General features: G+C 70.3%; 16 protein-coding genes and 1 pseudogene. 9 read left to right on the forward strand and 8 right to left on the reverse strand.

What is annotated here, in order from left to right; genetic code table 11:
- Window positions 1–110: 110 nt before the first annotated feature.
- On the reverse strand, window positions 111–908 hold the full coding sequence (locus tag KWI83_RS32575) for a helix-turn-helix transcriptional regulator (RefSeq protein ID WP_218517989.1): 798 nt from the start codon (window positions 906–908) through the stop codon (window positions 111–113).
- A gap of 175 nt (window positions 909–1083) precedes the next feature.
- Between KWI83_RS32575 and KWI83_RS39835 the strand changes: the two genes are divergently transcribed.
- From KWI83_RS39835 to KWI83_RS32610, 7 genes are all read left to right on the forward strand, one after another.
- A complete protein-coding gene (locus KWI83_RS39835) occupies window positions 1084–1956 on the forward strand; it encodes an MFS transporter (protein WP_308122310.1) in 873 nt (290 codons plus the stop codon).
- A 221-nt stretch (window positions 1957–2177) separates the two neighbouring features.
- Window positions 2178–2840, forward strand: coding sequence for a (2Fe-2S)-binding protein (locus KWI83_RS32585; RefSeq protein ID WP_218517990.1), 663 nt, complete (start codon window positions 2178–2180; stop codon window positions 2838–2840).
- Window positions 2841–2852: 12 nt separating this feature from the next.
- Window positions 2853–3833: a xanthine dehydrogenase family protein subunit M gene (locus tag KWI83_RS32590; protein WP_218517991.1), complete on the forward strand. Its 981-nt coding sequence runs from the start codon at window positions 2853–2855 to the stop codon at window positions 3831–3833.
- On the forward strand, window positions 3830–6043 hold the full coding sequence (locus KWI83_RS32595; protein ID WP_218517992.1) for a xanthine dehydrogenase family protein molybdopterin-binding subunit: 2214 nt from the start codon (window positions 3830–3832) through the stop codon (window positions 6041–6043). The genes KWI83_RS32590 and KWI83_RS32595 overlap by 4 nt, the downstream gene beginning before the upstream one ends.
- A gap of 138 nt (window positions 6044–6181) precedes the next feature.
- Window positions 6182–7333: an XdhC family protein gene (locus KWI83_RS32600; RefSeq protein WP_218517993.1), complete on the forward strand. Its 1152-nt coding sequence runs from the start codon at window positions 6182–6184 to the stop codon at window positions 7331–7333.
- Window positions 7330–8352, forward strand: coding sequence for a GTP 3',8-cyclase MoaA (moaA, locus tag KWI83_RS32605; RefSeq protein WP_256363116.1), 1023 nt, complete (start codon window positions 7330–7332; stop codon window positions 8350–8352). The genes KWI83_RS32600 and moaA overlap by 4 nt, the downstream gene beginning before the upstream one ends.
- Before the next feature lie 4 nt (window positions 8353–8356).
- Window positions 8357–8812 (forward strand): molybdenum cofactor biosynthesis protein MoaE, encoded by a 456-nt coding sequence (locus tag KWI83_RS32610; protein WP_218517995.1) that lies wholly within the window; start codon window positions 8357–8359, stop codon window positions 8810–8812.
- Between the two features lie 31 nt (window positions 8813–8843).
- On the opposite strand, the gene KWI83_RS32615 is transcribed toward KWI83_RS32610, so the two are convergent.
- Window positions 8844–9731, reverse strand: coding sequence for a helix-turn-helix domain-containing protein (locus KWI83_RS32615; RefSeq protein WP_218517996.1), 888 nt, complete (start codon window positions 9729–9731; stop codon window positions 8844–8846).
- A 139-nt stretch (window positions 9732–9870) separates the two neighbouring features.
- Here KWI83_RS32615 and KWI83_RS32620 point away from each other — a divergent pair, with 139 nt between their 5' ends.
- Both KWI83_RS32620 and KWI83_RS32630 read left to right on the forward strand, forming a co-directional pair.
- Window positions 9871–10695 (forward strand): SDR family oxidoreductase, encoded by an 825-nt coding sequence (locus tag KWI83_RS32620; protein WP_218517997.1) that lies wholly within the window; start codon window positions 9871–9873, stop codon window positions 10693–10695.
- Between the two features lie 664 nt (window positions 10696–11359).
- Window positions 11360–11983, forward strand: a complete 624-nt coding sequence (locus KWI83_RS32630; protein WP_218517998.1) for a TetR family transcriptional regulator — start codon at window positions 11360–11362, stop codon at window positions 11981–11983.
- A 368-nt stretch (window positions 11984–12351) separates the two neighbouring features.
- Here the strand turns inward: KWI83_RS32630 and KWI83_RS32635 are convergent, their stop codons facing one another.
- From KWI83_RS32635 to KWI83_RS32655, 6 genes and pseudogenes are all read right to left on the reverse strand, one after another.
- Complete coding sequence (locus KWI83_RS32635) at window positions 12352–12579, reverse strand: hypothetical protein (protein WP_218517999.1); 228 nt, start codon at window positions 12577–12579, stop codon at window positions 12352–12354.
- Between the two features lie 609 nt (window positions 12580–13188).
- The gene (locus tag KWI83_RS32640) at window positions 13189–14556 is read right to left on the reverse strand and encodes a GDSL-type esterase/lipase family protein (RefSeq protein ID WP_374106424.1); all 1368 of its coding nucleotides are present in this window, start codon (window positions 14554–14556) and stop codon (window positions 13189–13191) included.
- Complete coding sequence (locus tag KWI83_RS40485) at window positions 14507–15133, reverse strand: hypothetical protein (protein ID WP_374106422.1); 627 nt, start codon at window positions 15131–15133, stop codon at window positions 14507–14509. Before KWI83_RS40485 ends, KWI83_RS32640 begins: the two co-directional genes overlap by 50 nt.
- Before the next feature lie 61 nt (window positions 15134–15194).
- Entirely contained in the window at window positions 15195–17375 is a 2181-nt protein-coding gene (locus tag KWI83_RS32645; protein WP_256363117.1) for a CBM35 domain-containing protein, read from the reverse strand.
- 565 nt (window positions 17376–17940) lie between these two features.
- Window positions 17941–18882: a PaaX family transcriptional regulator C-terminal domain-containing protein gene (locus tag KWI83_RS32650; RefSeq protein WP_308122312.1), complete on the reverse strand. Its 942-nt coding sequence runs from the start codon at window positions 18880–18882 to the stop codon at window positions 17941–17943.
- A gap of 139 nt (window positions 18883–19021) precedes the next feature.
- Window positions 19022–19254 (reverse strand): annotated as a pseudogene (locus KWI83_RS32655) (IS982 family transposase); the annotation flags it as partial.

Below are 19254 nucleotides of genomic sequence, written 5' to 3' on the forward strand. Positions count from 1 at the left end.
CGGCCGCCCGGAAGGTCGCGGGCCTGGGCCGGGCAGACGTCGCGCTGGACACGCTGGACCTTGCTGTGGTCAAGCCCCTGACCCGGCGGAGAACGACTGCACGCCCGGCCTCACTGGGACGGGCCGGGGGTGGCGGTGCTCCTCTCCTTGGGCTCAACGTGAGTGGCAGGGCGGTTTTGCTGGTCGGCAGGGGTGGCTCCCCAGCTGGCGAGGAGCTTGATACGCACCTCGTGGGCGGCCCAACGGGTGCGGAACTCGGCGCTCACGGTGGACAGTTCACCGATCAGCTCGCGCAGATCCTTGTCATGCGGGTAGCGCCCGGCTTCGGCGCGCAGCATGGCGGCGGTGATGTTTGCGGCGCCGTCCCAGTAGTCGATGAAGTCGGGCGCGCCACGGTCGAGCAACCAGTACCGGGCGAAGTTCGCACGGCCGCGTTCGTCCGCAGCCCCACTGTCGAACAGCGGCGCGAAAAGGGCGCGGGCGAGTGGATTGGTGGCCACGATGTCCAGGCGGCCGTTGGTGACGAACGCCGCGGACAGCGTGCTGGAGTCGAGCAGCCACTGGACCCGGGGCGGGATGTCGACGGCCTTGCGGCGGCGAGGCGTGCGACTGGACGGCTGCGCGGCCATGGCCGGGTCGAACAGGTGGGTGCGTTCGTCCTCGTCCAGTTGCAGTGCCCGGGCGACCGCGTCGAGGACGTCTTCCGACACGCCGCTGATGTGGCCCTTCTCCAGCCGCGTGTACCACTCGGTGCTCACGCCCGCGAGAACGGCGACTTCCTCCCGCCGTAGCCCCGGGACCCGGCATCGGCCACTCGTGGGCAGCCCTGCCTGCTCCGGGGTGATCTTGGCGCGCCGGGTGGCGAGGAAGTCCCGGATCTCGGAGCGGTTGTCGGGTCGCTGATCCATGCCCTTCACGGTAGGCGCGAGCCGCCGGAAAGGGAGGTTGAGCTTGTACCCCCCATAAACGCGACCTTCTTCGCCTGAGACGAAGACGGTTGCCTGGGTTACACACCCCGCAGTCGCCCGCCGAGGGAGATGAGCACCCATCATGCGAGGAGCAATCCTCCAGGTCCCCCCAGGCGTGCGTGTCGCAGACCGCGCGCGTCCGCCTGCCCGGCTTCCGGTCGTCATCCACGTGCTGGCACTGGGCACGTTCCTGATGGGCACGACCGAGTTCGTGGTGGCGGGCCTGCTGCCGGAGATCGCGGGCGACCTGTGGGTGAGCGTGGCCCAGGCGGGCCTGTTGATCACGGTCTTCGCGGTCGGAATGATCGTCGGAGCGCCGCTGATGGCGATGCTCACGCTGCGGCTGCCCGCGCGGCTGACGCTGGTGCTCGCCCTGGGCGTCTTCGCGGCCGGACATGTGATCGTCGCGCTCGGCTCCGGCTTCGTGCTGCTGCTCGCGGCGCGGTTCCTCACCGCGCTGGCGACCGGAGCGTTCTGGGCCGTGGCCAACGTGCTGGCCACCCGCGTCGCCGGTCCCGCCGCGAGCTCCCGTGCCCTGGGTGTCGTGGGCTCCGGCGCCATGCTCGCCAATGTCGTCCGAGTGCCGCTCGGCGCTTTCGCCGGGCAGCTCATGGGCCGGCGGGGACCGTTCATCTTCGGCGGCGTGGGCGGTGGGGGTGGAGCCGACGCTGACGGTGGTCACGGGCAGGCCGGCCGCGCGCAGCCGCTCGGCCGCGACGACGGCGGTGTCGCGTTCGTTCTTCGCCGCCAGGCGCTGTTCCTGCCCGGGCAGCCCTTCAGCCGTACGGTGCCCTCGGAGCCCACCTTCTCGGATGCGGGCACCCTCCCCACGCATGACGACCACCGCCGACGGTCGGATCGCTCTGGCTGCTACTGCCAGACGTACCAACGGCAGTGGTACACACCCGAGTCGTCCCACAACTGTCCGCTCGTTGTATCGCGCCGCGTGCCGCACAGTGGATGCCGTGCCGCACCGACGCCCTGGTGAGGCGGCTGCCGATCGTGTTTAGCCCCTGGCCGCCGCACTCCTGCTGGGCCGAGGCCAAGTCCGCCGCGTGACCGCCCGCCTTCCGGCGCCACCATGCCACCACCCGCAGGTGCGCTGTCCCGTCCGCCTGAGGAAAACCGTGTCGCCTCGTACTTACGCCGATTCGTGCACATGACGGTGCTCGGTGCCGTCACCCGTCTTCGCCGACCGAGAGAGTGAGCATGTCCACCGAACCCCCCGAGTCAACTGTTTCTCCCTCCGAAGGATATTCCGAGGGATCTCCCGAGGGATCTGCCTCCGCCCCGTCCCGGCGCACGTTCATCGCGACCACGGCCGTCGGCGGTGCTGTCGTGGCGGGTGGCCTGATAGGCGGGCCGTCCGTGTTCGGCGCCGAGCCCGCGGCCGCCGCCGGGGCGTCGCCCAGCAGCCGCGTCGCCCTGACCGTCAACGGCGAGCGCCGCACCGTCACGGTCGACAACCGGACCTCGCTGCTGGACCTGCTGCGCGAACACCTCGGGCTGACCGGCTCGAAGAAGGGCTGCAACGCCGGTGCCTGCGGCGCCTGCACCGTGCTGGTCGACGGCCGCCGGGTCAACTCCTGCCTGACGCTGGCCATCCGGCTGGACGGCGCCGAGGTCACCACCATCGAGGGCCTGGCCAAGGGCGACCAACTGCATCCGTTGCAGCAGGCGTTCATCGACCAGGACGCCTTCCAGTGCGGCTACTGCACCTCCGGCCAGATCATGTCCGGCGTCGGCTGCATCGACGAGGGGCACACCGGATCGGCGGAGGAAATCCGGGAGTTCATGAGCGGCAACCTCTGCCGCTGCGGCTGCTACGTGAAGATCGTGCGGGCGGTCGAGCAGACCGCGCACGGGAAATGAGGCACGCTCCCCATGCATCCCTTCTCCTACACCAGGGCCGCCAGCACCCGGCAGGCCCTCGACGCGGGCCGCGACGGCGGCCGCTACATCGCCGGCGGCACCACACTGGTCGACCTGATGCGCGAGACCGTCGAACGCCCGAGCAGGCTGGTCGACATCAGCGCCCTGCCCCTGCGCGAGATCATGGTCACCCGGCGCGGGGGCCTGCGCATCGGCGCACTGGCGCGGATGTCCGAGGCCGCCGCCCACCGGGGGGTGCGCGCCCTGTATCCGGTCATCTCGCAGGCCCTGGAGCTGAGCGCGTCGGCGCAGCTGCGGAACATGGCGACCATCGGCGGCAACATCATGCAGCGCACCCGGTGCGCGTACTTCCGTGATGTGACGGCCGCCTGCAACAAGCGGGAGCCGGGCTCCGGCTGCGCGGCGCTGCACGGCGTCAACCGCACCCACGCGATCCTCGGCACCTCCGACGACTGCGTGGCCACCCACCCCTCCGACGTCGCCGTGGCCTTCGCCGCCCTGGAAGCGACCGTGCACCTGCTGGGGCCGGACGGCGAGCGCACCGTGCCCTTCGCCGACTTCCTGCTCAAACCGGGCAGCACACCCAACCGCGAACAGGCCCTGCGCCCGGGCGAGTTGATCACCGCTGTCGAGCTTCCGGCCCTTCCGCGCCCGATGAAGTCGGGCTATCTGAAGGTGCGCGACCGGCAGTCCTACGAGTTCGCGCTCACCTCGGCGGCCGTCGCCCTGCACATCCGCCGCGGGGTGATCCACCAGGCGAAGGTGGCCGCCGGAGGCGTGGGCACCGTCCCCTGGAAGCTCACCGCCGTCGAGCGGCAGCTGATCGGACGGCGGCCGTCCGACGCGCTGTGGACCAAGGCCGCCGAGCACGCGGCGGACGGGGCCCGGCCCCTCCAGCACAACCGTTTCAAGGTCGAGTTGCTCAAACGGACCGTCGAGCGCCAACTGCGCGCCGTAGGAGGTGGCAAGTGAGCCCGCAGCCGCAGGCAGCCGTCGGAGCGCCGCTGTCCCGGGTGGACGGCCGTCTGAAGGTGACCGGCCAGGCCAAGTACGCCGCCGACCACGACATCGACGGCGTCGTGCACGCCGTGGTCGTCGACAGCACCATCGCGCGCGGACGGATCACCGGCATCGACACCCGCGCCGCCGACGCCCAGCCCGGCGTCCTGGGCGTCATCAGCCACCTCGACAAACCCGCGCTGGCCTACCGCGACAACCCGGGCGCCTGGTTGGACCCCCGCGACGGCGAACGGCTGCACGTCTTCCAGGACGACAAGGTCCGCTTCTTCGGGCAGCCTGTCGCCGTGGTCGTCGCCCGCACCCTGGAGGCCGCCCAGCACGCCGCTGACCTGGTGAAGGTCTCCTACGACGCCGAGAAGCCGTCGACCGACATGGCGGCATCCGGAGTCCGGGAGAACGACCCCCTGCCGCCGCAGAACTACGTGCGCGGCAACCCCGAAGACGCACTGGCGTCGGCGGAGGTCAAACTGGAGGGCACCTACCGGCTCACCCGTAACCACCACAACGCGATGGAGCCGCACGCCACCATCGCCCGCTGGGACGGCGAGAAGCTCACCGTGTGGGACAAGACCCAGTGGACGGTGGGCGCGCGGGACGAACTCGCCGCCGTGTTCGGCATGTCGGCGGAGAACGTGCGCGTCATCTCGCCGTTCGTCGGCGGCGCGTTCGGCAACGCGCTGCGTACCTGGCCGCACACCACCATCGCGGCCCTCGCCGCCCGCCAGATCCGCCGCCCGGTCAAACTGGTCCTGACCCGCGAGCAGCTGTACTACGGGGTGGGCTACCGGCCCGCCTACGAGTACGGGCTGCGTCTGGGCAGCACCCGAGGCGGACGCCTGACCGCGGCGGTCCACCGGATACGGGCCGAGACGTCCTCGTACGAGCACTTCGCCGAGGGCGTGATGAACCCGGGGCAGATGCTCTACGCCACGCCCCACGTCCGTCAGGCGTACCGGACCGTGCCGCTGGACGTGAACACACCGACGTTCATGCGGGGCCCCGGCTGGTCCAGCGCCGCCTTCGCCGTCGAGTCGGCCATGGACGAACTCGCCCACAAGACCGGCATCGACCCGATCGAGCTGCGGCTGCGCAACGAACCGCAGGAGGACCCTGCCAACGGGCTGCCCTGGTCCACCCGGCGCCTGAGCGAGTGCCTGCGGACCGGAGCCCGCGCGTTCGGCTGGCACCGGCGCAACCCCAGGCCGCGCTCCCGGCGGGACGGCGACTGGCTGATCGGCATGGGCATGGCCAGCGGTATCTACGACACCCTGCGCATGCGGTCCGAGGCACGGGTCAGGCTGGACGCCGACGGCACGGCCCTGGTCCAGGCGTCGACCAGCGACATGGGCCCCGGCACCTACACCTCCATGACCCAGCTCGCCGCCGACGCCCTCGGCCTGACCATGCGCACGGTCCGCTTCGAACTCGGCGACTCCACCTTCCCGGCATCCCCGCCGCACGGCGGCTCGCAGACCATGGCCGGCGTCGGCTCCGCCGTCCAGGACGGCTGCGACAAGCTGCGGCAGGAGGCGATCAAGCTCGCCGTCGAGGACGAGCGGTCACCGCTGCACGGTGTCGACGCCGACGACGTCGTGGTCCGCGGCGGCCGGCTGCACGTCAAGGGCAACGGCGCGCGCGGGGAGACCTACCGGCAACTGCTGGCCCGTAACAGCCGTACGCACCTGGAGACGCGCGGGACCTTCACCCCGAGCGGCGACGACCGGTACTCCATGAACGCCTACAGCGCGGTGTTCGCCGAGGTGGCCGTCGACCGGCGGCTGGGCCTGGTGCGGATGCGCAGGATGCTGGGCGTCTACGACGTCGGGCGGATCATCAGCCCCAAGCTCGCCGACAGCCAGGCCCTCGGCGCCATGGTGGGCGGCATCGGGCAGGCCCTACTGGAACACACGGTCACCGACCACCGCGACGGCCGGATCGTCAACGCCAACCTCGCCGACTACCTCGTCCCCGTCAACGCCGACGTCCCCGACCTCAAGGCGATCTATCTGGACGGGGAGGACCTCCACGCCGACCCCATCGGCGTCAAGGGCCTCGGCGAGATCGTGAAGGTCGGGGTCGCGCCGGCCATCGCGAACGCGGTCTTCAACGCCACCGGCCGTCGCGTCCGCGACCTGCCCATCACCGCCGAAGCCCTGCTCTGAACCCGTGGCGGCAGGGGCCCCTCCCGCCACCCGGGCGGGGCCCGGAGAGCCCTCCCACTGATCTGCCCGCCGTCGCGCCCACTATCCCCCATGCCGGCGCGGCGGCGGGCTTCCCAACCTCCCCCAGGAGAGCCACACATGCTGAACATCGCGGACACGCTGTACCGCTGGTGCCGCGAGGACCGCCCCTTCGCCCTCGCCACCGTCATTCAGGTCAGCGGCAGCGCACCCCTGCCACCGGGCACCGCACTGGCCGTGGACACCGACGGCGAGGCGGTCGGCAGCATCTCCGGGGGATGCGTGGAAGGCGCCGTCTACGACCTGTGCCAACAGGTGCTGGAGTCGGGCGAACCCCCCATACGGGCCTCGTTCGGCTACTCCGACGACGACGCCTTCGCCGTGGGCCTGACCTGCGGCGGTGAGCTGGAGGTCCTGGTGCAGCGGGTCGACCCCGCCGACCAGCCCCACCTCACCACCGCCCTGGAACAGGTGTCGGCCGGTGTGCCCGTCGCCGTGGCCCAGGTGATCGACGGGCCGCAGCGCCTTCTCGGCCGCACCCTGTCCGTTTTCGGGGGCGGCAGCGCGTACGACGGGACACTGGGCGGCCGACAACAGGACCGTACGGTGGCCACCCAGGTCCGCGCGCTGCTGCGGGCAGGCCGAACCGCCCGCGTCGAAGTCGGCGGGGACGCCGACACCTGCCCGGAGAAGCTGACGCTCCTGGTCCACACCCACGCAGCGCCACCCCGCATGCTGATCTTCGGCGCCGTCGACTTCGCCGCCGCCCTCAGCCAGGCCGGGCGCTTCCTCGGCTACCGGGTCACCGTCTGCGACGCCCGCCCCGTCTTCGCCACCACTCAGCGCTTCCCACACGCCGACGAGGTCGTCGTCGACTGGCCCCACCGCTACCTGGAGGCCACGGAAGTCGACGCCCGCACCGCGATCTGCGTCCTCACCCACGACGCCAAGTTCGACATTCCCCTGCTCCGCGCGGCCCTCGACCTCCCCGTCGGCTACATCGGCGCGATGGGCTCCCGCCGTACCCACGAACACCGCCTGGAACGTCTGCGCGAGGCCGGCCTGCCCGAGGAACACCTCGCCCGCCTGCACTCACCGATCGGACTCGACCTCGGCGCCCACACCCCCGAAGAGACAGCGATCTCCATCACCGCCGAGATCATCGCCCACATCAACAACGGCACCGGCCTGCCCTTGTCCCGCGTCCCCGGTCCCATCCACGGTTCCGTCCCGGTGGCCCAGATGTCACCGGCCTCGGTCCTGGCCGCATGACGGCGCGACATGCGTGGAGGAGAGGCCAGGTGCTCATCGACACCTACGGCCGGGTGGCCACCGACCTGAGGGTCTCGCTGACCGACCGGTGCAATCTGCGCTGCACCTACTGCATGCCCGAGGAGGGCCTGCAGTGGCTGGCCAAGCCCGACCTGCTCACCGACGACGAGATCGTCCGCCTGATCGACATCGCCGTCACCTCCCTCGGCATCAGAGAAGTCCGCTTCACCGGCGGCGAGCCCCTGCTGCGCCCCGGCCTGGTCGGCATAGTCGGGCGCGTCGCGGCGCTGGAACCCCGCCCCCGGATGTCCCTGACGACGAACGGCATCGGCCTCAAGCGCACGGCATCCGCCCTGAAGGCGGCGGGCCTGGACCGGGTCAACGTCTCCCTGGACACCCTCCGCCCGGACGTCTTCAAGACCCTCACCCGCCGGGACCGCCACAAGGACGTCATCGAGGGTCTGTACGCCGCCCGTGAGGCGGGCCTGACCCCGGTGAAGGTCAACTCGGTCCTGATGCCGGGCCTGAACGAGGACGAGGCCCCGGACCTCCTCGCCTGGGCGGTGGAGCACGACTACGAACTGCGCTTCATCGAGCAGATGCCCCTGGACGCCCAGCACGGCTGGAAGCGCGAGGGCCTGATCACCGCCGGCGACATACTCGCCTCCCTGCGCACCCGCTTCGACCTCACCCCCGAAAGCGACGAGGAGCGCGGCCCTGCCCCGGCCGAGCGCTGGCTCGTGAACGGCGGCCCGCACCGCGTCGGCGTGATCGCCTCGGTCACCCGCCCCTTCTGCGCGGCCTGCGACCGCACCCGCCTGACCGCCGACGGCCAGATACGCACCTGCCTGTTCGCCCGCGAGGAGACCGATCTGCGTGCCGCGCTCCGCTCGGGCGCCCCCGACGAGGAGATCGCCCGGATCTGGCGTGCGGCGATGTGGGGCAAGAAGGCGGCTTCGGGCCTGGACGATCCCTCGTTCGTACGTCCGGAGAGGCCGATGTCGGCCATCGGGGGCTGACCCGGTGGCGGCCCACGAGCACCCCGGTGAGCAGGCGCACCCGCAGCCGATCAGGCTGATCGCGATACGACGGACACCGCTCTGCCTGGACGAGGTGTTCCAGGCCGTCGGCGACGCGGCGGCGGGCGGGATCGCGCTGTTCGTCGGCACGGTGCGCAACCACGACGCAGGCACGGACGTGGACGGCCTGGGGTATTCGTGCCACCCGACGGCCGAGGCCGAGATGCGGCGGATCGCGGAGAAGGTCGTGGCGCATTACCCGGTGCGTGCCCTCGCCGCGGTGCACCGGGTCGGTGAACTCGCGGTGGGAGATCCGGCGGTCGTGGTCGCCGTCGCGTGTCCGCACCGGGGAGATGCCTTCGCAGCCTGCAGGAAACTGATCGACGACCTCAAGCACGAAGTGCCCATCTGGAAGCACCAGAAGTTCTCGGACGGAACAGATGAATGGGTCGGCGCGTAGCGCCGTCGTCGGCTCCGGCCGGCTTCACGTCTCAGCGCAGCGGTTCCAGCTCCCAACTGGTCAGCATCCGCAGGGCTTCCTCCGAGCGGGAGCCCGGCTCGGCGTGGTAGGTGACCAGCCGCATAGGGGCGCCCCCGGGCAGCGCCATGGGCTCGTGGATGAGGTCGAACTCCCCCACCAGCGGGTGCCGCATCCGCACGGACTCGCCGATGGCCCCACAGCTCACCTCGTGCCGTGCCCACAGCTGCCGGAACTCCTCGCTCTTCTGCGACAACTCCTCGATCAGGGAAGAGAGGTAGGAATCCCCGGGGCTTTTGCCGGCGTTCATGCGCACAGCGCCGGCGGTTCTCAGCGCCGTGCGGCCCGGGTCGGCGAACCGGTCGCGTGCCTCGGGCGAGAGGAAGATCAGCCGGGCCACGTTGCGCTCCTCGGGCGGCAGCTGGGCCCAGTTGCCGAAGACGGCGGTGGCGAGCCGGTTCCATCCCAGGATGTCCAGGCGCCGGCTGACGACGTAGGCGGGTACGCCGAGTGTGTCGAGCAGATGCTGGACGCTGGTCCGCAGCCGCTGCGGCGGAGGCGCGGCCTGCGTCATGCTCTGACGGTCGGGCTGGGCCAGCCGGACCAGATGGTCACGCTCCTCCTCGCTCAGGCGCAGGGCGTGGGCGACGGCGTCCAGCACCTCGGCCGACATCGTCTCGCCGTATCCCTGCTCCAGGCGCGCGTAGTACGCGTACGACACCCCCGCAAGCTGCGCCAGCTCCTCGCGCCGCAATCCGGGAACCCGCCGCCGCCCGTACGACGGCAGGCCCACGTCCTCGGGCCTGAGCCGGGCCCTGCGAGAGCGCAGGAACTCCCTCAGCTCGGTGCGCCGGTCAAGTCCGGACGTCGCTTGGTCACCGGGCGCCACATGTGAAGACATCGCTGTCCTCCAGTTGTCATACGTGCCTCGCTGGTGCGGAGCAGCGTACAGCATCGACTCCACGAATCACCTTGATACTGAGTCTCAGACAGGTGTAGAGTCTCCTTATAAGACTTCACTTCGGACGGGAGTGTTTCTCGTGAGCAAGATCTGGTTCATCACCGGTTCCTCGCGCGGCTTCGGCCGCCAGTTCGCCCAGGCGGCCCTGGAGCGCGGCGACAAGGTCGCGGCCACCGCCCGCAACACCGACTCCCTCGCGGACCTGGTGGCCGCCCACGGCGAGGCGATCCTTCCCCTGTCCTTGGATGTCACCGACAAGGCCGCCGCCGTCGAGGCCGTGCGCCGGGCGCACGAGCACTTCGGCCGCCTGGACGTCGTCGTCAACAACGCCGGCTACGGCCTGTTCGGTACAGTCGAGGAGCTGACGGAACAGCAGGTTCGCGACCAGATGGAGACCAACTTCTACGGCGCCCTGTGGGTCACCCAGGCCGCCCTGCCTCTCCTGCGGGCGCAGGGCAGTGGCCACATCGTGCAGATCTCCAGCGTCGGCGGCGTCACCGCCTTCCCCAACCTCGGTGTCTACAACGCCTCCAAGTGGGCCCTGGAGGCCCTGAGCGAGGCCCTCGCCCAGGAGGTCGCCGCATTCGGCATCAAGGTCACCCTCGTCGAGCCCGGCGGCTTCGCCACCGACTGGTACGGCCCCTCCGCCACCTTCGCCGAGCAACTGCCCGTCTACGACGACCTGCGCGCGGCCATCGCCGCCTACTGGAGCAACACCCGGCCCGGCGACCCGACCGCCGCCGGCGCGGCCCTGCTGAAGATCGCCGACGCCGACAACCCGCCCCTGCGGGTCTTCTTCGGCAGCTCCCCGCTCCAGCTCGTCCCGCAGGTCTACGCCGAACGGCTGAAGACCTGGGAGGAATGGGCCGACGTCGCCACCGAGGCCCAGGGCAGCGCCGCGTAACCGTATGTCACAGGCGCCGGCCGGAGCCGGCGCTCGTCGCCGCAGCCACGACAACGGCCGGCGGGTATGCGCGATCCCGCGACGGGAGACCGCGCGCCCGCCGGCCGTGGTGTGGGAGCAGCGAGGAGGCGACCGTCCCCGCCGCCACCCGGCACGCCCTGGCCGGGCCGACGGACTCCCACGACGGTACGGTCCGGTTGCTCAGGGAGACGGCTTCAGGCGGCCGTCACTGATCTTCATGTCCCTGAGACGGCCGGGGACGGTGACGTAGCCGCGCTCGTCCATGACGCCCAGGTCGCCAGTGTGCAGCCATCCGTCGCGCTCGATGGTCCGGGTGGTGGCCTCCGATGGTGAGGCCGAGGACCGGCCGGTATGTGGCGGTGGGCCGGTGCGAGCGGGTCAGCGGTTCTTGCGCCGTCACTCCTCCAGGTCTCGCGCTAGGGGGACCGGACCGGGCCACCGCCGTCGGGTCCAGCGGCCCAAGGCGCGTCACTTGACCGCCTCGTGGAAGCCTTGGGTGGCGGCGAACTGCTGGAACCAGCGGCCCTCCGGCGAGTGCCGGGTGATGCCGTCGAAGAGGGTGGTCACGCGTTGAGTCGGTCGGGACGGTGGAGAGTGATTGATACTCGGTATCAATTTGAGTCGTTGCTGTACCCTACTGGGTATGAGTGAGACCTCCCGTACCGCCGCCCAGTCCGCAGGCAAGCCGCCCGGCTTGCGTGAGCGCATGCGTGCGACGGTTCGGGCGGAGGTGGTCGAGGTGGCGCACCGCCTCTTCACCGAGCAGGGGTTCGACCGGACGACCGTCGACCAGATCGCCGCCGAGGTGGGCCTGTCGCGCGCCAGCCTGTTCCGGTACTTCGGCACCAAGGAAGACATCGTCCTGGGACGCCTGGAGGAATCCGGCCGCCAGATCGCGGAGGCGCTCGCCGCCCGCCCCGACGACGAGCAGCCGTGGGAGGCACTGCGCCGGGCGTTCGACGTCCTGACGCGGATGAACGAGGCAGCACCCGAGCAGGCACTCAGCTATCTGCGGATGCTCCAGGAGACCCCGTCACTGCGCGCCCGGCACTACGAGAAGCAACTGAGCTGGCAGGAGCTGCTGGTGCCGGAGGTCGCCCGGCGCCTGGGGGTGAGCCCTGACCGGCCCGAGGACCCCAGGGCGAGTGCGCTGGCCGCCGCCGCCCTCGCCTGCCTGGACGTGGCCGCCAAGGGATGGGTGGCCTGCGACGGTACAGTCGCGCTGGCCGTGCTGCTCGACCGGGCCATGGGCGCGTTGGCGAAGTAGCCCGGCCCGCCGCCCCGTCGCGCGCTTCGCTTCCACGCTCACTGCGCCACGGCGGAAGCGGCTGCTACCGCATCGAGCGCACGCCCGGGACTCGCCGCAGTAGGCCTGTGTACATGCACGGCGGCGGACATGTCCTCGGCAGTCCAGACTTCCGCCACTGCGACCGGCTGCGGATCGCTGACCGGCCGGGTCGGCTCGTAGACGGGCACGGGTGTGGGTCGGCGGCTGACTCCTATTGGGGGGTGCCGGTCTCGGACCGAGCCAGGACGGCGGCCGTCAGAGTCACGTGTCGGTTCAGCACGTCGGCAGCGGTGTCGGCGTCGCGCGCCAGGGCCGCCCCCTCCAGCTGACGACGTTCGTCGGCGACGTCACGATTCGTCGCGCAGGACACCGAGCAGAGCACCCAGCGCGGCTCCGTGCGCGTCGCCGAGTTCGGCGATGGCCACGGCGCGTGCGGCTGCCGCGGCCCTGCCCACGGCCAGCGTCCCGGGGATCGCCTCCGCCCGCAGGCCCTCCCGGTGCGCGGTCACCAGGTCCCACAGCGCCTGGCCGGGCGCCAAGTGCTCCTCCGGTACGGGTGTGTCCTCGGTCCGCACCAGGACCCAGCAGCGCGCCCTGCTCTCTGATGTCGCTGGCCAGGGCCAGCACCGGCACATCGGCGCCCGCCATCCGTGCCCTGCGCTGCCAGCTCCCTCTCGTCGGCACGAGCGGCCGCAGCGCGGCCGCTTCGGCCGTAGTGATGCAGAGCCCGGCTCGCCGGGGGACTCACCGTAGACCTTGAGCGGCGCATACGGGCACGTGGCGGACAGATCCGCCAGCCCCTGGTGGGGAATCACCTCGGCCAGGGCGGCGGACCAGCGCGGCAGGGTCTCGATCAACGGCGCCCGGACCACGGCGACAGCGGCCATCAGGTCCACACCCGCCACCCTGGCTTGGCGCTCACGTGGGGCAGAAAAGCTGGACACGTGACCCTGCGGCAGCGCCTTGCGAGGGACCTTCCAGTGGCTCAGGAACTCATCGTGGGGCCGGTCATGCGGCTGACGTAGCCGGTCGGGTAGCGATCACGACGAGTAGGCCCGGTCGCGAACACCGAGTTCGGCAACCGTGCTTCCACCGCCATCGGGATACCTCCTTCTTCCGCACAGCGCGGCCCACGACAGTCGTCACGCCCCGGTGTAACCCGCCCGCTGACGATCTCCACTTGGTCAGACCCGCGATCGGTGCGACTTGAGCGCGGCTTCCTGGAGGTACTGGCCGAGGATCGGGGTCAGCCGTTGCGCGATCTTTGCGTGGCCGGCGTCGGTCGGATGGACGTTGTCGTGCGTGTCGGTGGCCGGGGCGATCCAGCCTGCGGTGTCCACAAAGTGGACCTTGCTGTCGCCGGCCGCGTTGCGCGCCGCGACGGCATTGCGTGTCTCGGGCACGTAGCGGTTCCGGAAGGTCCCCATCGCAAAGATGTGGGCGTCGGGATAGGCGCGGCGGACCCGTTCGAGCATGACGATGTAGTTCTGGTGAAACTGCGTCGTCGACACGCCGTGACCAACGTCGTTGGTGCCCAGGTTGATCACGACCGCGGTCGCCTGGTAGGTCGAGAAGTCCCAGTCGTCGGAGCTGACCCACGCGGACGACCGGCGGAACCAGTCCGTCATCCCGTAGCAGTTCTGGCTGACCAGGCAGGCGCCGCCTTGGGCGACCTGGGTGTGCCCGGCTCCGAGCGCCTCGGCGGTGAGCCACGGGTAGGCGGTGAAGGGACGGTTCGCGTTGGGCTGCCCCACCGTGATCGAGTCGCCGATGAACTCGACGAAGTCCTGCGGCCTGGCGATCGGTGCGGTCCGCGCTCCGCCGGCGAGGATGAGGCCGCCGAAGACCGGGTCGCCGGTGTACGAGCCGGCCCGCTCGCGATAGCCGATCCGGATGGTGTGCGAGGTGCCCGTCAGCCCGGTGGCGAGAGTGACGTTGCCGGAGACGTTGCGGCGCCACTGCAGCGGCGCACCGTCGATGGAGTAGTACAGGTCGATGGTGTTTCGCTGGCGCACCCCGACGGAGCTTCCCGTGAAGCGGGCCTCGAGGTAACCGCCGGCCCAGCCCATGGAGTGGTACGACGAGTTCGACTGGTTCCAGCGGCCGTAGTACTGGATGTTCGGGTCGTTCGGCCGACCGGTGCCCGTCGGTGTCCCACCCATCACCTCGAAGTCGAGGTAGTCGATGTTGGGCAGGCCGTTGGCGGTGGTGGGGCTGAACCGGATCGTGTTGCTGCCCGAGTTCACCGACACCGTCAACGTCTGCGTGACCCATGTCGGCCAGGCGCCGGTGCCGCCGAAGGACGCCGTCGTGATCCGGGAGCCATTGACGATGACGTCCGCCGACCGGGCGGACGTGGTGCCGTTGGCGAAGCGGACTCCCACCGTCGCGGTGCCCGCTGTCGAGGCGCTGACGGTGAACTGCACCGCCGCGTCGATGGCGTTGGTGCCGTTGCAGAACCCGGTCCCGGAGTAACCCGGGTGGTTGGAGTCGATGGTGCCGTCACAGGTCGCCGGCGCGGTTTCGGCCTCGTACCGGGTGGGCGCCGCCATCGCGGGGGTGGTTGCCAGCGTCGTGACCGTGCCGGCCAGCAGGGTGACGCAGGCGATGACGCAGGCGATGAGGGCGGGTCTGAGTTTCATCGATGCTCTCCGTGGTCGCTGGTCCTCGGGCGGGTGCTCGACTTTGCTGTTGCGGCCCGTGTGCGGGCCGCGGCAGCGAGGTGTTGTGGATCAGGGAACGTAGATATTCGGCGGTGGTGGGGTTGCTCACGCCGTCACCGAGGAAGCAGCTCCGGTGGGGCGGCTGGTTGTAGGCGGTGTTCTGCCAGGCCAGCGCCACCCGGTACTGAGCAGCGTGTAGAGGCGGCGGTTGGTCTGATCGGGCGTCGCGCAGGTCCACAACCGCGTGTCCTCCGTCGTGCGCCAGATGATTTCCTCGCCAGTCCCACCGTTGTTGGCTACCACCCCGCTGCCGGTCAGCAGGCGGGTTTCGCCGGCCGTGCCGTATCTGTCGATGTGGACCTCCTCGACGGGCGGGAATCAGGTCACCGACGTGCAGGGCGTCGCCATGGCCGTAGCACGTGGAGTACATGAACGTGCTGTTGTCGTTGACAGCTGTAACGGCCATCTTGGAGCGCCTGGTCGGGCGCGCCGGCTCGGCGTTGCCGGCGCGCCCGACCGTTCGGCGTTCAGCGGACGTAGATGTTGGGTTGGGGTGGGGTGCTCATCCCGTTGCCGAGGAAGAAGCTCGGGTGGGGCGGCTGGTTGTAGGCGGTGTTCTGCCAGGCGATCGCCACGCGGTACTGGGCGTCGTGCATCAGCGTGTGGATCCGCCGGTCGGTCTGGACGGGGGTGGCGTAGATGCGCAGCGCGGCGTTGTCGTCGCGGGGCAGGATGATCTCTTCTCGCCAGTCGCCGAACAGGTCGCCGGACAGCGACGGGGTGGCTTTCGTGCCGTTGACGGAGTGCGCGCCGGAGGCGGTGAGCAGGCGGGTGTCGCCGCCGGTGCCGTACTTGTCGACGTGGTTGCCGTCCAGCAGTTCCCGTACCGGGTCGGCGTCCCACCAGGCGAGGAAGTTGGCGCTGCCCGGCGTGCGCCCGACGCTGCCGCCGGAGGCGTTGAACAGGTTGGTCAGCCCGGTGCCTCGCCCCCAGAACTCACCGCCGGCGTTACCGGCGTACACGTCACCCGCGACTCCGCGGGCGGGGCCCTCGCAGCCGCATGTGTTGTTCTTCTGCATGATGATGGTGCCGTTGTCGGCGTCGCGCAGGGTGGCGGCGGCCCCGCTGCTCTGCTCGTGGATCTGCCAGATCTCCTGGCCGGAGCGGCTGGGCACGAAGTCTCCCACGTGCAGGGCGTCGCCGTGGGCGTAGAAGTTGGTCGTATACCTGCCCGTGCCGTTGGCGTTGATGGTCATGCCGCCGTAGATGATCTCGTCGGTGCCGTTGGCATCGACGTCCGCGATGGACAGGGAGTGGGTACCCCGCCCCTGCCACTGGCTGCCGGCGTTCCTGGAGTCGAACTTCCAGCGCAGCGTGAGCGCACCGTCGCGGAAGTCGTACGCGGCGATCGCACTCCTGGCGTAGTAGCCCCGGCCCATGATCAACGAAGGTCGCCGGCCGTCGAGGTACGCGGTGCCGGCCAGGAACCGGTCTCCCCGGTTGCCGTAGTTGTCGCCCCAGTCGTTGATGTTGCCGCGGGCCGGCTCGAAGTTCACGGTGGACATGGCCGCGCCGGTGAGCCCGTTGAACATGGTCAGGTACTCGGGTCCGGTGATGATGTAACCGGAGGAGTTGCGGTGGTCGGCGCCGGCGTTGCCGATCACCTGCCCGGTGCCCGAGACGGTGCCGTCGCCGGTCTTGACGGCCATTTCGGCCCGCCCGTCGCCGTCGTAGTCGTACACCTGGAACTGGGTGTAGTGCGCGCCGGCGCGGATGTTGCGGCCGAGATCGATGCGCCACAGCCGCTGTCCGTTGAGCCGGTAGGCGTCGATGTAGACGTTGCTGGTGACACCGGACTGCGAGTTGTCCTTCTGGTTGCTCGGATCCCACTTGAGGAAGATCTCGTACTGGCCGTCACCGTCCACGTCGCCGACGCCGGCATCGCCGGTTGTGTAGGTGCTTCCCGGTCGGGAGATCGGCACGTCGAGGTAGTTGCCGCCGGCAAAGCGCAGCGACGGCTCGGACGGCGCTTGCTCCACCCCGTTCACGACCGCGCGGACGGTGTACGAGGCGTCTGCCGGCGCTCCGGAGTCCAGGTGGTTGGTGGAGTTGGTGATCGGCGAAGCGTTCACCTTGGTGGCGCCCCGGTACACGTTGAACCCGGTCGCGGCGGACTCGTACCCGAGCAGCCGCCACGAGACCAGGTTGCCCGACCCGGAACGCACGCTGACCAGTCCGCGGTTCAGGTCTTCCATCTGCTTGCCCGAACCAGTCGGCGGCGGCGTGGGCGGAGTGCCGGTGACCTCGAAGTCGAGACAGTCGACGTTGGGCAGGCCGTTGGCGGTGGTCGGGCTCAACCGGATCGTGTTGCTGCCGGCGTTGACCGGCACGGTCAGCGTCTTGGTGGCCCACGCCGTCCACGCCCCGGTGGGACCGAACGCCGTGGCCGAGTGGGCGACCGCACCGTTGACCAGCACGTCGGCGGGACGGTCGGCGGTTGCGCCATTGGCGTACCGGATGGTCACGGTGGCCGTGCCGGCCACGGACGCGGTCACGGTGAACTGTGCTGCCGCGCCGGTCGCGTTGTCGCCGTTGCAGAACCCGCTGCCCGAGTAGCCGGCGTGGTTGGACTCGATGGCACCGGCGCACGTGGACGGTGCGCTTTCCGCCTCGTAGCGGGTCGCCGCTGCGGAAGCCGCAGTCGGCATGACGACACCGGCGCCGGCCACCGTTAGGGCGACGCCTGCGGAGAGTAGCGCGGCGCGGGGTCTGCGTAAGGGCATGACTGACCTCCAACGGGTAGGTCGGATGACTACGAAAATGCCGGATGCCGGGAACGGACGTGCCGCAGGTGCTGTGCGCGCCGTCTCGTGCCTGGCTTGCCGTGTTGCCACTGCGCAGGGCTGTTCTGCCTGGCGAAGGCGCGAGAGTATGCCTTCGCATGAGCCCTTACCTCCCATGACTCATTGCCCGGCGCTCGAACGGTCCGGTGGTCCCTGAGCGAGGGCGGGGTCTCAAGCGCCCGGAGCGAGGGAAGTCGGTCGGGTCAGCAGACCAAAGCCTGCTTGTCATGTAACAGACACAGTGCCCGGTGGTCCGGTAACTGTCAATCGACGTAGCCAAGTGCGTTCGCCGTGCGTCGCCGGTGGGCGTGAGCGTGCGACGTCGCCGCACGCCTGCGTGCTGGCCAGAGCGATCTCCGCGCCGTGCAGCCCTACGAGGTCAGGACGTCATGCCCGAGGACGGCCACCTTGCTGACACTGACACCGGCGCTCAATTCGGCGACGAGCTCATTTCGGCGACGGTGTGGGCCCGGATCTCAGGGTGTGGCCCGTCGGCGACATCGGCCACGACGGTTCGCACGTGCTCCTGGGCCGGTTCGGCCAGCCCGTCATAGACCGCGACGAAGACCTCACGCGCGTGTGCGCGTGGCCAGCCGGGCGGCAACAGCTCGACAGGGAGCATGGGGTCGAGCACAGGGAAGCGGCGATAGGTGTCCATCACCTCGGTGCGGGCCCGTACCGCCGCCGCGCCGGTGATACGGCCGGCGGTGATACGGGGCAGCAGACGGCTCCAACGCCGGATGAACGTCGTGTACTCCCTGGCGATGCCCCCGATGTCCCATGCCTCGACCGGGTTGCGGCTGGCCTCCGTCTCCAGCGCCAGGTGCTGTGCACGGAACACGCTCATCGCACCGAGTGCCATCCCTGCCAGGCTGGTTCGTTCCTCTGCCGTCATCGGGTGGGGTGACACCCAGACGCCGTCGTAGAGCGGTGCGTACCCACGCCACCGCAGATGATCCCGAATCGCGCGCCGCTGCGTGCCCTCTTCTTGCGGTATGGAGAACGTGACGAGCGTCCACGACCCGTCCCAGGACTCGGGGCCTGCGGCGAACGCCGCGATCCCGCGACCGCCCATCGACAGGTTGACAGCGGCGGGTTCTGTCAGGCGATAGGAGCTGTGCCGCCCGTGCCGCCTACCCTCCAACGCACCCCTGCGGGCCAGCCTGCTGATGGTCGTGCGGGCGGCACCGCTGGTCACCCCGAACTCACCGAGCAGAGCCACGATTGCCGCGGACGGCAACCAGGCGCGGGCGCTCAAGGTGTAGTCAGCGATCAGGGTCACCCCCAGCCCCTGGGGCGACCCGGCCTGCCGGCGTGGCAGCCGCACCGATTCGTCGACCCCGTCGGGGAAGATCTCGTCGATGCTGAACACACGGGCCACGGTGTACTCCGGCGCGAGTCGGGTTACAAGGCAGTACTGACTGTAATGGCCCTGGGACAGTCCTCACGCGGGGCGTGTGGCCGACTGACCTGCGCGACGACGAGGCCGCTGGATGAATGATCCCAAGGGATCAGTGAGCGTAGGCGACCAGTGAGCGGTGGATCGGTTGTCCGGTCTGGTCGTTGTGCCAGACTGCGGCGGTGAGGGTGAGGATGCGCTGCGGTGCCCCGGGCGGTCCTGCCTGCGGGTGTGCGGCCGCCGTGTTGTTCCAGGTCGAGCCGGCCCTTGAGGGTGTCGTTGACTGACTCGATGCCACGGCACCGTCGTCGGGGCGGTACCGGATCACGGCCCGCCCCGACACAT

Source organism: Streptomyces sp. TRM70350 (genome assembly GCF_019219825.1).
Taxonomy (GTDB): Bacteria; Actinomycetota; Actinomycetes; order Streptomycetales; family Streptomycetaceae; genus Streptomyces.

Bases quoted from the DNA above. Each gene is read 5' to 3' on its own strand.
- KWI83_RS40485 (WP_374106422.1), bottom strand. From the start codon at position 15,133: ATGGCCGTTACAGCTGTCAACGACAACAGCACGTTCATGTACTCCACG.
- KWI83_RS32615 (WP_218517996.1), bottom strand. From the start codon at position 9,731: ATGTCTTCACATGTGGCGCCCGGTGACCAAGCGACGTCCGGACTTGAC.
- KWI83_RS32600 (WP_218517993.1), top strand. From the start codon at position 6,182: ATGCTGAACATCGCGGACACGCTGTACCGCTGGTGCCGCGAGGACCGC.
- KWI83_RS32585 (WP_218517990.1), top strand. From the start codon at position 2,178: ATGTCCACCGAACCCCCCGAGTCAACTGTTTCTCCCTCCGAAGGATAT.
- KWI83_RS32640 (WP_374106424.1), bottom strand. From the start codon at position 14,556: ATGGCGGCGCCCACCCGGTACGAGGCCGAAACCGCGCCGGCGACCTGT.
- moaA (WP_256363116.1), top strand. From the start codon at position 7,330: ATGACGGCGCGACATGCGTGGAGGAGAGGCCAGGTGCTCATCGACACC.
- KWI83_RS32630 (WP_218517998.1), top strand. From the start codon at position 11,360: ATGAGTGAGACCTCCCGTACCGCCGCCCAGTCCGCAGGCAAGCCGCCC.
- KWI83_RS32645 (WP_256363117.1), bottom strand. From the start codon at position 17,375: ATGCCGACTGCGGCTTCCGCAGCGGCGACCCGCTACGAGGCGGAAAGC.
- KWI83_RS32590 (WP_218517991.1), top strand. From the start codon at position 2,853: ATGCATCCCTTCTCCTACACCAGGGCCGCCAGCACCCGGCAGGCCCTC.
- KWI83_RS32575 (WP_218517989.1), bottom strand. From the start codon at position 908: ATGGATCAGCGACCCGACAACCGCTCCGAGATCCGGGACTTCCTCGCC.